This window comes from Pedobacter sp. ASV1-7, assembly GCF_040203335.1.
Classification (GTDB): Bacteria; Bacteroidota; Bacteroidia; order Sphingobacteriales; family Sphingobacteriaceae; genus Pedobacter.
Window position 1 is genome coordinate 142,351 of record NZ_JBEHBV010000004.1, and the last position, 14,560, is coordinate 156,910.

The following is a 14,560-nucleotide window of genomic DNA, read 5'->3' on the forward strand; positions in this document are numbered from 1 at the left end:
TTCAAAATATTTTAAGACATTATGATCTCAGATGTATTTATAAAACGGCCGGTAACAGCAATTGTTATCTCCATACTGATTGTCCTGGTGGGTACTATTGTACTAACCGGACTACCAGTGAGCCAGTACCCGAATATTGCACCGCCAACAGTTACGGTGAGTGCTACTTATACAGGCGCGGATGCGCAAACCGTTGAACAAACGGTAACGACACCTATAGAAAGTCAGATTAATGGTACCCCAGGTATGAAATATCTGACTTCTTCAAGTACAGCGGATGGTCGTTCGACGATTACAGTAACTTTTGAAGTAGGAACAGATATTGACATTGCAGCCCTGGACGTACAAAACCGGGTGGGCATTGCCGAACCTTCATTGCCGGAAGCAGTAAGAAGGTTAGGGGTGACGACCAAAAAGGCTAATACAGATATGCTGATGGTACTTGGCCTGCATTCTCCAAATGGTACGTACGACCAGAAGTTCTTGTCTAACTATGTCAACTTGTACATTAAAGATGCCATTTTAAGGGTTAAAGGTGTAGGAGATGCCATGGCATTCGGACAACCCTTTAGTATGCGTGTATGGCTGAATGCTGATAAAATGGCTGCCCTTGGAATTACTCCGACAGAGGTTTCTGCAGCTATTCAGGAGCAGAACACACGTATTCCCGGAGGTAGTGTAGGTGGGCCGCCACAAAAGGAAAACCAGACTTTCGAGTTTTCGGTGATCATGGATGGCGATTTGAGCACGGAAGAAGAATTCAGAAATATCATTGTTAAAACAGCTGCAGATGGTTCTGCCGTATATTTAAAAGATGTTGCGAGAATTGAATTGGGAGAGTTTACTTATAGCATTAATTCTCAGATTAATGGTAAATCGGCATCTATGATGGGTATTTATCAGACTCCTGGGGGGAATGCGGTTCAAACTTATGATGGAATTATCAAAACGCTTGATCAGTTAAAAAAATCGTTCCCTGAGGATTTGGATTATACAATTGGATATGAAACGGTATCTATCGTAAATGTATCTATTGATGGTGTTGTTAAAACATTAATCGAAGCGCTAATTTTGGTAACTGTAGTGGTTTTCTTGTTCCTTCAAAGCTGGAGAGCAACTATAATTCCTGTATTGGCGATTCCGGTTTCTATAATTGGTACGTTCATTTTCTTTAACCTATTGGGCTTCTCGGTAAACGTATTAACCTTGTTTGGTTTTGTTCTTGCCATAGGTATTGTGGTGGATGATGCGATTGTTGTGGTTGAAGCTGTGCAACATTATATAGATAATGAAGGTTTGTCTGCTAAAGAAGCGACGAGAAAAGCAATGAAAGATATTACAGCTCCGGTTATTGCAATTGCATTAATTTTGGCTGCGGTATTTGTCCCTGTAGGATTTATTCCGGGAATGGTAGGACAGTTGTATCAACAGTTTGCAATTACCATTGCAATCTCAGTATTGATTTCAGCATTTATAGCCTTAACCCTTACACCTGCATTGTGTTCAATCATGTTGAAGCCAATGAATATCGATAAGGATTCAAAAGGCATGAACAAGTTTTTCTACAAGTTTAACACCTGGTTTGCCAGGGTAACTAGTAAGTACTCCAGAGGTGTACAATGGTGTTTGAAAAAAGCACCTTTAGTAATGGTATTACTAGTATGTATTTATGTTGGCACGGTTGGTCTTTTCAGCGCTAAACCATCAGGTTTTATTCCTAATGAGGATGCTGGTGTGTTCATTATGGGTGCAACTTTGCCTGAAGGTTCATCTGCAGTAAGAACTGATGCTTTTGTAAACAGAATTGTTGAAAAGATCCGTAAAGATAATCCTGAAATCAAAAACGTAACTTCTATTTCAGGAATTAACATCTTAAATGGTTCATTTAAATCAAATGCAGCAACTTTCTTTGTACAGTTGAACCATTGGGATGAACGTAAAACAAATGTGGCAGATGTTGTGGCCAAGGTGCAGGGAACTTTTGCTGGTGATAAAGAAGGAAGTGTAATTGCAGTGCAACCACCTCCAATTCCAGGTTTAGGTTTTAGTGGTGGTTTCACTTTGCAGATTCAGGAACAGCAAACTGGTGATATTAAAAAGTTCCAGGAGGTAATTGGTAAATTTTTAATGGCTGCCAATCAAGATCCGGCAATAGGAATGGCTTACACTTTGTTTAGCTCGAATACACCGAACTATAAACTTCATGTTGACCGTGACCAGGTAAAGAAAATGGGTGTTTCTATCGGGGCTGTTTACAATACCATTTCATCTTACTTTGGTAGTGCTTATATCAACGACTTTACCAAATATGGTAGAAGCTTCAGGGTTGTAGCACAGGCGGATACCAATTACAGAAGTAAGATAGAAGATTTAAATCAGCTTTATGTGAAAAACATAAAAGGTATTCCTGTTCCATTGGGAACAATGGTTTCTTATAAGAAAGTAGAGAACCCTTCTGTAATTAATCACTATAATTTGTTCAGATCTATTGAAATTAGTGGTGCTGCAAAACCTGGAAGAAGTAGTGGGGAGGCATTGGCTGCTTTAGAGAAAATTGCGGCTGAAACTTTGCCTGCGGGTTATAATTACAACTTCTCTGGAATGAGTCAGCAGGAGCAGGAAGCCGGGGATAGCACCACAGTGATCTTTGCCTTAATTATTGTGTTTGTGTTCTTGTTATTAGCCTCTTTATATGAGAGCTGGTCTGTTCCGTTCTCAATTTTATTAAGTGTTCCTTTAGGATTATTTGGTGCTATTTTAGCATTGATTTTCTTACCTCATCTGGATAACAATATTTATGCTCAGGTAGGTTTGATTACCTTGATTGGACTTTCGGCGAAGAATGCGATTCTGATTGTTGAGTTTGCTAAGGAGAGGGTAGACTGGGGAATGGGATTAATTCCATCAACGATAGAAGCAGTGAAGTTAAGGTTACGTCCGATTGTGATGACCTCTTTAGCTTTCATTTTAGGAGTTGTTCCTTTGGCACTATCAGTAGGTGCAGGTGCTGTTTCCAGACAGACAATTGGTTGGACAGTGATTGGAGGTATGTTGTCGGCAACTATCTTAGCCTTATTTATTGTACCGGTATTGTTTGTGTTAATTACAAAGCTGGCTTATGGAAAGAAAAAGTTAGCAGAGTTGGAAGCAAATTATGATGCAAATGCACATAAGGATGTTTTACACGCAGAACCCGACGCTGAAACATAAGATTAAAAATTAGCGATATTATTTGATATAACTAGAGAGGCCGATCATTGATCGGCCTTTTTTTATAAGAGTGAACCATGACAGTACATGACAGTTAGTGTTTGCTTATATGTATATTTAGTTCTCTAAACCAAATATTGAACTATGCCTGTCAAGAAAATTATTGCATTATTTTTAATGCAGTTTGTTGCTGTTGCTGCATTTGCTCAAAAGCTTAGCGTTTCTGATCTGACCGTTAATTATAAAGTCAACCCTATTGGTATTGATGCTCATGACATACATTTCAGTTGGAAGATAAATAGTCAGCTGAAACAAACTATGCAAAAAACCTATGAGTTGAGACTTGCTACCCAGAAAGAATTATTGTCTAAAAATCAAAACCTGACCTGGGGAAGTGGTAAAGTAGATACGGAACAGTCTGTGCATATAGCCTATGCAGGTTCTCCTCTAAAATCAAAGCAACGTTATTACTGGCAGGTAAGAATAACAGATAATCATAAAAACTCATCAGCATGGAGCGAAGTTCAGTATTTTGAAACAGGAATAATGAATAGTTCGGAATGGACTGCCAAGTGGATAGAGACCGAGGAAATCACTGATGGAGCATCTGGGCCTGTTCCTACATTTTTTAGGTCATTTAATATCGGTTCTCCAATAAAAGATGCTCGTTTATATATTACTGCACATGGCATTTATGAAGCAAAGTTAAACGGTAAAAAGATTAGTGAAAACTTGCTTACACCAGGCTGGACCAGTTATACAAAAAGATTGCAGTATCAGACTTATGATGTAACCAGCCTGTTGACAACTGGTGAGAATGCTGCTGTAGTGTCTATAGGTGATGGTTGGTACAGAGGCTTTTTACAATGGAACAAAAAACGCAACTGGTACGGAAAGGAAGTTGGACTCCTGTATCAATTGGAGATCACAATGGCTGATGGTAAAAAACAAGTGATTAGTTCTGATGGCAGTTGGAAATCCTCATTTGAGGGGCCAATCAGAGCAGCTGACATCTATAATGGAGAGACATTTGACTCCAGACTGGATTTGCCCATTAATTCTAAGACTACAGCGAAATGGAAAGGTGTAAGAGTGCTGGAGACTTCATTAGATAACCTTATAGTTCAGGAAGCGCCGCCTGTAATCAGAAAGGAACAGTTTAAGCCACTAAAATTTATCAGGACACCTAAAGGAGAAACGGTGGTTGATTTCGGGCAAAACCTGGTAGGATGGGTTCAAATCAAAATAAAAGGAAAAAGTGGTGAGATCCTGAAAATTAATCATGCAGAAGTGCTGGATAAAGAAGGTAATTTTTACACAAGTAATCTGAGATCTGCACTACAGGAAAATACATTTATCCTTAATGGTAAAGATCAGTTTCTGGAACCACATTTTACTTTTCAGGGATTCAGGTATATCAAGGTAACATATCCGGGTGAATTAGATGAAAGCAACTTAACTGCAGTGGCAATTTATTCTGATATGGCACCAACTGGATTTTTTGCCTCATCTGATAAACAGATTAATCAGTTGCAGCATAACATACAATGGGGACAGAAAGGAAACTTCGTGGATGTGCCAACCGATTGCCCTCAACGCGACGAAAGATTGGGCTGGACTGGCGATGCACAGGTGTTTTTTAATACTGCAGCTTATAATATGAATGTAAGTTCTTTCTTCAAAAAGTGGCTGGGCGATCTGAAGGCAGATCAGTATGAAGATGGGCGGGTTCCGGCTGTAATACCTATAACTCAAAGGCGAGGTACTGATGGATCAGCAGGATGGGCAGATGCGGCGACGATCATTCCATGGGACTTTTATTGGGTTTATGGAGATAAAGGTATACTGTCTGCTCAATATACAAGTATGAAAAAATGGGTTGACTACATCAGTAGTGTGGCTAGCAATAATCTGTGGAACAATGGGACACATTATGGAGATTGGCTTTTTTATACAATGGCTGACGATCGCGATGGAAAGGCAGCAATTACTGATAAGCATCTGATTGCACAGACTTTTTTTGCGGCTTCTACACAAAACATAATTAAGGCTGCAGAAGTTCTTGGGAATAAGGAAGATGTAATAAAATATACCGCCTTGCTTGAAAAAGTTAAGGATGCATTTTTGAAAGAGTATGTAACTCCCTCAGGTCGCCTGGTTTCTAATTCTCAGACTGCCTATGTACTGGCTTTGAATTTTGATATGCTACCTGAAAGTCTTCGCCCTCAAGCTGCAGCAAGATTGGTAGAGAATATTAAATCGTACAAAAATCATATTACTACGGGATTTCTTGGTACTCCTTACATCTGTCATGTGTTGAGTCGTTTTGGATATGATGATATCGCTTATGCATTATTATTCCAGGAAACCTATCCTTCCTGGCTATATCCTGTAAAAATGGGAGCTACTACAATCTGGGAAAGATGGGATGGTATTAAGACTGATGGCAGTTTTCAAAATACTTCAATGAATTCCTTTAACCATTATGCTTATGGCGCGATTGGAGATTGGATGTATAAGCGGGTAGCGGGACTTAATGCAGCTGAAGCAGGATATAAAAAGATACGGATAGAGCCAAGTCCTGGTGGTAAATTTACCAATGCTATTGCTAAGCTTGAAACCCTTTATGGTACTGCAAAGTCAAACTGGAAAATTGAGAATGGTAAATTCATACTTGATGTAATTATACCAGTTAATACACAGGCAACTATAGTATTTCCTAACGCTGCAGGTGCTAAAATCACAGAAAACAATAATGCAATAGAAGAACTAAAATATCTAAAGAAGCTTAAAGGCGACTCTAAAAATGAGAGTGTGGAATTGGGTTCCGGAACATATCATTTTGAATACCTGATGAACAAATAATGTTAGCTTTTTCTTTTATTGGTTAAATAAGCTCTTAAAGGAGTGTCATAAAATTTCATGATCAAATAAGCAAAGCCAATTAATAAGACTGTACCACCAATGATGATGCTTACCAATAATGTCAGGCCTGGTTGATACTTGGTATAATAACTCGCAAAAATCCACATTACAGCATAATGAGTCATATATAGCGGGTAAGAGAGTTTACCTAAAAATACACAGATTGCTTTTAAACGCTGTGAAAGGTTTGCTCCGGCACCGATCGTCACAAGTAAGGGGAAATAAACCAGTACTACCAATGGTTGGGTAAGCCAGTTCAATTCGCTATGTGGAAGGAGGAAAGCTAGTAACAGCAAGGCCGATAATCCCAAAAAGCCCAACTTGTTTTTTATGATCCAGTTGAATCGGAAGATGATCATTCCTGCCAGAAATGAATAAGCTATTCTTGCACCGCCATCCCAAAAATTTTCACCAGCCCATCCGCCTAATAAGCTACCATTAGCACGATGACTTACATAGCAGAGCGTAATTGCAGCAATTGCTGCTAAAACTATTAAAAAACCACGTTTTAACCGGTAAAGTACCAAAGCGTAGATAATATTGGCTACATATTCCCAAAACAATGACCAGGCTGGTGCATTTAACCCGAAAATGTTAAAATATCGGTCGGCCATTACAGGATTGGGGATCATCAGGAGTGTGGCAAAAAAGATCAATGCTATTTTTCCTGTAGTATACCCTTCAGGTATGCCAAATGGATTAAAGAGAAAGGCGCTTAACCCTAAAACTGTTCCAGCGATGACCATAGGATGTAAACGGATCAATCTGGATTTAAAAAATGTTGAAAGTCCCATTTTTCCAATTCTGTCATCATAAGCATAAGCGATTACAAATCCTGATAAACAAAAAAAGAAATCTACCGCTAAAAACCCATGTGCAATGAAATTTTTCTCCGGCAGATACACTATTTCCATAAAATGAAACACGACAATAGCTATTGCAGCTACTCCTCTTAATCCATCAAGTATTTCGAAATGTTGTTTGGTTTTTAAAATTTCAGGGTTTAGTTCATTCGTGTTCATTTACAATGATAGCTATTCTATTGAAAACAGTTCTGCTATTCTTTAAATTGTGTTTGGATTTCTCCAAAAGCATTTGAATTTATCGGGTGGATAAACAGCTCAAAAGGAGTTAATCCTGTGATAGATTTAAAATCATGAATCAGGTGCATCTGATCAAAATAACCACAACGCAAAGAGATTTCTCCCCATGTTAAATACGGAAATGAGGATTTCATTTGGCGGGCATTGGTGTATCTGACAAATTTTGAATAGTGTTTGGGTGACAGGCCGAATTGCTCCATAAATTTGCGTTGCATTTGTCTTACACTCATGCATGCATTGGAGGCTAAATCCACTATAGGGGTATTACCTTGGCTTAATAATATCTTTTCAGCAGCAAGATCTAAAAGAGCAAAGGGTTTACTGTTAATTACTTTTTTTAGTAAAAAATCCTCCACTACTTTAATTTTCTTCTCAGGATCTGGTCGCTCCATAATCTGATCGTACACCATCGAAAATTCGTAATCAAAGACATCCCTTGCATTGCAGCATTTATTTTTAAAAAGAGGAATGGGAATTTTAAATAATCTATAGAAACCACCGTCTTTAAATTTTACAATGATGGCCTTGATGTTTTTACCTTTAATTTCAGTTTTTACAAATTGAGGTGGGATAACTGTAGCAGTATAAAGTGGTGAAAAAACTTGATCTCCCCCCTTTCTAACTACAAAATCTGTGTCGCATTCAAAACTCAAAAAACATTCGTAGTTGGGTAGGGCTATCTGAAAGAAAAAGCCATCCTCTTCAACATCACGGCTCATATAAAATATGGATTCTACAAACTCTTTCAGAGCAGGATGTAGGCCCTTATATTTTACTATATCCATCACCGGTAATTTCTCGTTCTTCAATATATTAAAATTTGTTGAAATTTTAACATAAAGTTTTTTTGTATTTTGCGGGCATACTGAATTATGTAACTGTATACCTTATGAAACGATTTCCGATCCTGTTATTTATTATGATTGTTTTTTTGCAAAGTTGTGGACCCAATGAACGGGAAAAGCTGAAGCAACAACAAGAGGCTGTTACTTTGAAAGAACAAGAGTTAGCGGCCTGGGAGCAACGTTTAAAAGCGAAGGAATTGGAATTGGATATGGAGCAGAATTCTCTTGATAGTGCTAAAAAACAAATAGATTCTATTCCTGTTTATAATGCAGCAATTATTGGCAAGTGGAATGTGAAGATGAGCTGTACTGAAACCAATTGTGATGGATCTGCTATTGGTGATACTAAAAATGAGCAGTGGTATATTAGTTATGACGAAAATGATAATAAGATATTGGTGAAGGCTTATTCAGGACCAGTACTTATCAGGACATACGTAGGTACTTATAAAAATAATGCCCTGAAAATAGTTGATGAAAAACAGAACCCGGAGGCTTTAATTGGTGCAACGCTCAATTTCATCAATGATACCAGAATGGATGGGCTAAGAGAAATTAAACAGACTAACTGTAAAATAGTTTATGAGTTAAATGCCAGGAAGGTAAAATAACATTCAGAATCAGCTTATGATATTATTATCTTCTTTAGATTATACATTACCCTTACAGAACCCGGTGATTATCTTTTCCTTGGTTTTATTCATCATATTATTTGCCCCGATACTATTTAATAAAATAAAGGTTCCTCATATTATTGGACTAATTATAGCCGGATTGATAGTTGGCCCGTACGGTTTAAATCTACTTAAAAGAGATAGTAGTATCGTATTATTTGGTACAGTTGGTCTATTGTATATCATGTTTCTTGCTGGTCTTGAAATTGATTTGGCTGAGTTTAAAAAGAATAAAAAACGGATTTTGGTTTTCGGATTACTCACCTTTATATTTCCACTGGTAGTTGGGACGTTAACTAGTTATTATATATTGGGATATGGCTTTTTGTCTTCCTTGTTACTAGCTAGTATGTTTTCAACACATACACTGGTATCTTATCCCATTGCTAGTAAATATGGTGTGATCAGAAATCAGGCAGTAAGCATGACTGTAGGTGGAACTATGATTACTGATATTCTTGCCCTTCTTATTCTTGCCGGAATCGCAGGTATGACAAAGCAGGATGTTTCTTCGGCTTTCTGGATTCAGTTGGGTATGTCGACACTCGTATTCGTAAGTGTTGTTTTTGCAATCTTCCCGATTGTAATCAGATGGTTTTTTAAGCATTTTGATGATAGCATCTCTCAATATATTTTTGTATTGGCAATGGTATTTCTGGCATCTTTTATGGCAGAAGCAGCGGGAGTAGAGGCTATTATTGGTGCATTCTTTTCAGGACTCGTTCTCAATAAGTTTGTACCACACAGCTCACCTTTAATGAACCGGATTGACTTTGTAGGTAACGCTTTGTTTATTCCCTTCTTCCTGATCAGTGTGGGGATGCTTGTAGATGTTACAGTTCTTGTAAAGGGTTGGGGAGCATTGAAAGTTGCAGGTATAATTCTTGTAGTTGCCCTGTCGACCAAGTATCTGGCAGCCTGGTTAACGCAGAAGATATTTAAGTTAACTAAAGCTGAAGGAACGATGATCTTTGGTTTAAGTGCATCTCATGCAGCGGCTACCTTAGCAATTATTTTGGTAGGATATAATATCATTATTGGAGAAACAGCGTCTGGAGAGCCAATAAGGTTATTGAATGAGGATGTACTAAATGGTACGATCTTATTGATATTGGTTAGCTGTGGAGTGAGTTCTTTTGTTGTAGAAGGTGCATCTAAGAAATTAGCCCTTGATGAGGAAGATAGCAATCCGGTAGATGACCAGGTAAATGAAAAGATATTAGTGTCTTTAGCTTACCCTAACATGGTTACGCATCTGGTAGATTTTGGTATCATGTTGAAATCTAAAAAAAGCCATACCTCTATTTATGGTCTGAATGTTATTGACGACGAAAGAGATGTTAGCCAGCAAACAAGTAATTCAAAAAAGGTTATAGAGAAAGCGATTTCTCATGCGGTATCTTCAGAAAATAGTATTATTCCTATAACAAGGTATGATTCGAGCATTAGTAATGGAATTGTATACACCATTAAAGAACATGGTATCGGTGATATTGTAATTGGTATGCACAAACAGGCGGATCAGGATACTTTTCTAGGTGCAAAAGCCGGAAACATTATTAAACGGGTTCATGAGACAATCTATATTTATAAACCAACACAACCTCTGAATACATTTAAACGAGTTGTTATAGCAATGCCTCCGAAAGCAGAAACAGAACCCGGCTTTTTACACTGGCTGAAAAAGCTGATGATGATTGCTAAGGAAGCAGGAATACCAGTGAAATTTTATGGGACAACATCAACTAATGATGCTGTTGTTAAAGTGATTGAAAGAAACCCTGTGGCAATTAAGGTTAGTTTTAATGAATTCGGTAATTGGGATGACTTTTTGATCTTTAGCAGGGAATTAAAACCCGATGACCTGTTTGTTATTGTCTCTTCCCGTAAAGGCCATGATTCATATGTTCCTCAAATGGGTAGACTTCCTTATTACTTATCGAATTATTTTGTTGAACAAAGTTTGCTAATTCTATACCCTAAACAATTAGAATCAGGTATCAATATGGGTAATATTGAACAGACAGATAGCTATTTAATTGAAACAATTTCTGAACAGATCGGGGCATTGGGTAAAGCAGGTAAATATGTGAAAGGTCTATTCAAGAAATAGATTTCCCATATAATACATAGGGTTTGCATTGATAACCAGTGGTGATTGGGCATAAAATATATTCAATTAAATGCTTGGGTCAACAAGGCTATGTTTGTGTCATGAACCAAATAGAAACAAATAATATATTGAGACGACTTTCCAGATATGCCCGGCTGTTGGCGATGACTGGGGTTTTATTGATTGTAGGATTACTGGTATTGATTCAGCAAGGTGGTGCCCAACATCATGAAAAGAATACAGAAGAGAAACAAGAAACGAAGTCTGAAGTAAAAGAAAAAACTGAAGTACTAGCTATTGCTGATGATTTTGAAGTTCCGGTATTTGCAGATACAGATGAAGGGAAGTTGGCAAAATATGGACATCGTTTGATCACTGAAACTTATGCTTTGATTGGGCCAGACACAAAAAAGGGAATTACAGGAAACCGTTTGGCTTGTAGTAGTTGCCATCTTAATGCAGGTACAAAGCTCTATGCAGCGCCTTATGTTGGATTGAGTGCAGTATTTCCAATTTATATAGGGAGAGAAAACAAAGTGGAATCTTTAGAAGAACGTATAAATGGATGTCTTGAACGCAGTATGAATGGGCGTGCGATAGATGTAAATAGTGAGGAAATGCGTGGCATGATTACCTATATTAAGCATCTTAGCAAGAATGTTGCTGTTGGCACAAGGTTAAAAGGACAGGGATTTGTAGATTTTAAAGCCCCAGATCGAGCAGCTAATCCTAAAGAGGGTGCATTGGTATATCAAAAGCATTGTGTTTCCTGTCATGCTGTCGATGGACAGGGTGTAAGAGGATCAGAAGGAAATCGTGAAGGAGGGTTTGTTTTTCCTCCCTTATGGGGCAATGACTCTTATAATGACGGTGCTGGAATGGCTCGTGTGCTCACTGCAGCTAAATTTATTAAGGGAAATATGCCTTTGGGTGTAACGCACGACAGTCCTGTGCTTTCTGACGAGGAAGCATACGATGTTGCAGCGTATATAAATAGTCAGTTGCGTCCCGTAAAAGACGGGAAAGAAAATGATTACCCTAATCTGGCTAAAAAACCTAAGGATTGTGCTTATCCACCCTATGCAGACAATATTTCACAGCAACAACATAAGTACGGTCCTTTTAATTTCGCAAAGAAATAGATTAAAATCATTAAAAATGAACCACATAAAAATGAAATATATGAGAATGAAAAACATCTTTTTTGCAGTAATGATCATCTTCGGATTTACTGCCAGTGTCCAGGCACAAAGCCGTTTGGAAACTAACAAAAATTACACTGGAGCACAGGCTAAAAAATCTATGTACAAGGCAATATATCAGATGGATCAGGGAGCGCCGGATATCATTAAGAAGGCCATTAGAAACATCAATAATCTGTTAGAGGACCCTCGCTTAAAGGGCAAAATACAAATTGAGCTTGTTGCTTTTTCAGGAGGCACAGAAGCTTATAAGAAAGGTAGTGAATATGAGGCCGCACTGAAGGCTCTAGTAGATAAAGGTGTATTGGTAGTTCAATGTTTAAACACGCTAAAAGAACGAAAAATAGAAAAGACAGAGCTTTTTGATTTTATTGGTTATGTGCCTACCGGAAATGGAGAGCTGGTAATCAGAGCTGCTGATGGATGGACTATAGTTAAACCTTAACTTAATTTAAAGAATGAATATTACACGTATGGCCATCTTCATGGCCAATATATTTTTAGCGTCGATCTTTCAAGTAAATGCTCAGGACAAGCATCGGTTTGATCCGCCATGGAACAATCCTCCTAAATCGGCCGTGGAATTTACAGTTCCAGGCATTAATAATGTTCCTGATTTATATGGAGATATTGAGAATCCACAATTGGTAGTTTTCTTTGCTGGAAATCAATTCATGTGTGTAGACGATCTTTTAGCAGGCTTTCGTCGTAAGCACCCTGAAATTCAAAGAATCTTTGTGGAGACCCTTCCTCCGGGGATTTTGGCAAAACAGATTGAAGGCGGTTCATTAACCTTGGGGAACCTTAGGATTACAACCAAGCCTGATGTGTATACGGCAGGAAAAGATCGTATTCAATCGATGTTACATCATTTCAGCAGCACACATATTTATGCATATAACAAGCTGACTTTGATGGTGCAGAAGGGGAATCCAAAGAAGATGACCGGTTTAAAAGATCTTAGGAATGCTACACTTAAGATATCCATGCCTAATCCTGCATGGGAAGGTATTGGTCGACAAATTGAAAAGGCTTATCGAAGTGTTGGTGGAGAAGCATTATACAGTGCAGTGATGAAGGACAAAGTTAACGATGGCAGTACTTATCTTACAAGAATTCACCATCGTGAGAGCCCTATGCGCATTCTTTATGGCGAAAGTGATGTAGCTCCGGTGTGGACTTCAGAAGTCGTATATCAAAAGATGATTGGTCATCCTGTAGATGAAGTTGTGATTCCTAAAGAAGATAATATCCGGGCAACTTATATGGCCGGTCAACTTAAAAATGCACCTCATCCAAAAGAAGCGAAGCTTTTTGTAGATTTTTTAACCTCAGAAGAAGCTAAAAGTATCTATAGGAAATATGGTTTTGAAACAGACTAAGGATGATTTTAAATGCTGTTTATAAGGTAGGATGGATTTTTCTGACATATAAGCAGCATTTTTTTAACATATTTGTTATATTGATCTTAGGCTCATTTTTGTTTAGGTAATTTTGAATGAGTAATAAGGTTTATGATAAATATCGATTTCAAAATGGCAGTTTTTTTTGCTGCTGTAAAACATTTAAGTTTCACTAAAGCAGCACAAGAACTAAATATCTCACAACCAGCGGTAAGTAAAAGTATACATGAATTTGAAATCCAGGCAGGTAAAAGTCTTTTTGAAAGAAACGGTAATCGTTTAATGGTGACTGAAGCGGGGCAATTAATTTATAAATATGCTCAGGAGCTTAATGCAGTATATGAACAGATCAATGAAGGTCTTGACATGCTTGACGGAAAGATTTCTGGTGACTTGCGTTTAGGAGCGAGTACAACGTTATCCAATTATATTGTTCCAAATATCCTTGCGGATTTTCATGCTGCCTATCCTTCTACTCAGATTAAAGTTTTGCATGGCAACTCACAACAAGTAGAACAATGGCTTTCTGAGAAAACCATAGATCTGGGGATTTTAGAAGGGCTTTCAAATAATTCATGTCTGAAATATGAAGCCTTCTTAAAAGATGAACTGGTGCTTGTAGCTAGTCAGGCTAATTCGAAAATTAAAGGCAGAGATTTTATAAGGCCAAAGGACCTTCTTGATCTGGAGTTTGTTATCCGTGAACAAGGCTCCGGAACGAATGATGTGTTGCGAAAAGCATTATTGCAGATTGGAGTAAATTGGCATGATCTGAATATCAAAGTCATCCTGGCCAGTACAGAAAGTATCAAAAACTTTCTACTGCATAGTAATTGTGTGGCTTACTTATCCGTTTATTCTATTATGAAAGAGCTTAAAGGTGGAGAATTAAAAGTTGTAGATATTGAGGGATTTGAAGTGAAACGTGATTTTTTCTTTGTTCACCCACAAGGTGTTATTAACCGCTTGCCAGAAGTTTTCTACAAATTTGCTAAAAAGAAATTCTCTGACTCTTCTTTTTCAAGCTAATAATTTACTGATAAGGAATTAAGGATAAAAAGTATATTTTTGCCATTTGTAGCTTT

Annotated in this window: 10 protein-coding genes; 8 read left to right on the plus strand and 2 right to left on the minus strand. The window is 37.8% G+C overall.

The genetic code is table 11. The features are described from left to right. The first annotated feature begins 21 nt into the window (after nt 1–21). Together ABDJ41_RS10960 and ABDJ41_RS10965 are read left to right on the plus strand one after the other, a co-directional pair. Nucleotides 22–3,210, plus strand: a complete 3,189-nt coding sequence (locus ABDJ41_RS10960) for an efflux RND transporter permease subunit (RefSeq protein WP_349786045.1) — start codon at nt 22–24, stop codon at nt 3,208–3,210. Between the two features lie 144 nt (nt 3,211–3,354). Continuing rightward, nucleotides 3,355–6,075: a family 78 glycoside hydrolase catalytic domain gene (locus ABDJ41_RS10965; protein ID WP_349786046.1), complete on the plus strand. Its 2,721-nt coding sequence runs from the start codon at nt 3,355–3,357 to the stop codon at nt 6,073–6,075. 2 nt (nt 6,076–6,077) lie between these two features. On the opposite strand, the gene ABDJ41_RS10970 is transcribed toward ABDJ41_RS10965, so the two are convergent. Then, a complete protein-coding gene (locus tag ABDJ41_RS10970) occupies nt 6,078–7,157 on the minus strand; it encodes an acyltransferase family protein (RefSeq protein WP_349786047.1) in 1,080 nt (359 codons plus the stop codon). 35 nt (nt 7,158–7,192) lie between these two features. Further along, on the minus strand, nt 7,193–8,047 hold the full coding sequence (locus ABDJ41_RS10975) for a helix-turn-helix domain-containing protein (protein ID WP_349786048.1): 855 nt from the start codon (nt 8,045–8,047) through the stop codon (nt 7,193–7,195). Nucleotides 8,048–8,127: 80 nt separating this feature from the next. Between ABDJ41_RS10975 and ABDJ41_RS10980 the strand changes: the two genes are divergently transcribed. The 6 genes from ABDJ41_RS10980 (at nt 8,128) to ABDJ41_RS11005 (ending at nt 14,504) form a co-directional block, all read left to right on the plus strand. Then, on the plus strand, nt 8,128–8,694 hold the full coding sequence (locus tag ABDJ41_RS10980) for a hypothetical protein (protein WP_349786049.1): 567 nt from the start codon (nt 8,128–8,130) through the stop codon (nt 8,692–8,694). Nucleotides 8,695–8,710: 16 nt separating this feature from the next. Beyond that, nucleotides 8,711–10,870, plus strand: a complete 2,160-nt coding sequence (locus ABDJ41_RS10985; protein ID WP_349786050.1) for a cation:proton antiporter — start codon at nt 8,711–8,713, stop codon at nt 10,868–10,870. Between the two features lie 101 nt (nt 10,871–10,971). After that, nucleotides 10,972–12,012: a c-type cytochrome gene (locus ABDJ41_RS10990; protein WP_349786051.1), complete on the plus strand. Its 1,041-nt coding sequence runs from the start codon at nt 10,972–10,974 to the stop codon at nt 12,010–12,012. 16 nt (nt 12,013–12,028) lie between these two features. Next, nucleotides 12,029–12,517 (plus strand): DsrE family protein, encoded by a 489-nt coding sequence (locus tag ABDJ41_RS10995; protein WP_349786052.1) that lies wholly within the window; start codon nt 12,029–12,031, stop codon nt 12,515–12,517. A 13-nt stretch (nt 12,518–12,530) separates the two neighbouring features. Next, nucleotides 12,531–13,454 (plus strand): molybdate ABC transporter substrate-binding protein, encoded by a 924-nt coding sequence (locus ABDJ41_RS11000; RefSeq protein WP_349786053.1) that lies wholly within the window; start codon nt 12,531–12,533, stop codon nt 13,452–13,454. A gap of 153 nt (nt 13,455–13,607) precedes the next feature. Then, nucleotides 13,608–14,504, plus strand: a complete 897-nt coding sequence (locus ABDJ41_RS11005) for a LysR substrate-binding domain-containing protein (protein WP_349786054.1) — start codon at nt 13,608–13,610, stop codon at nt 14,502–14,504. Nucleotides 14,505–14,560: the final 56 nt, after the last annotated feature.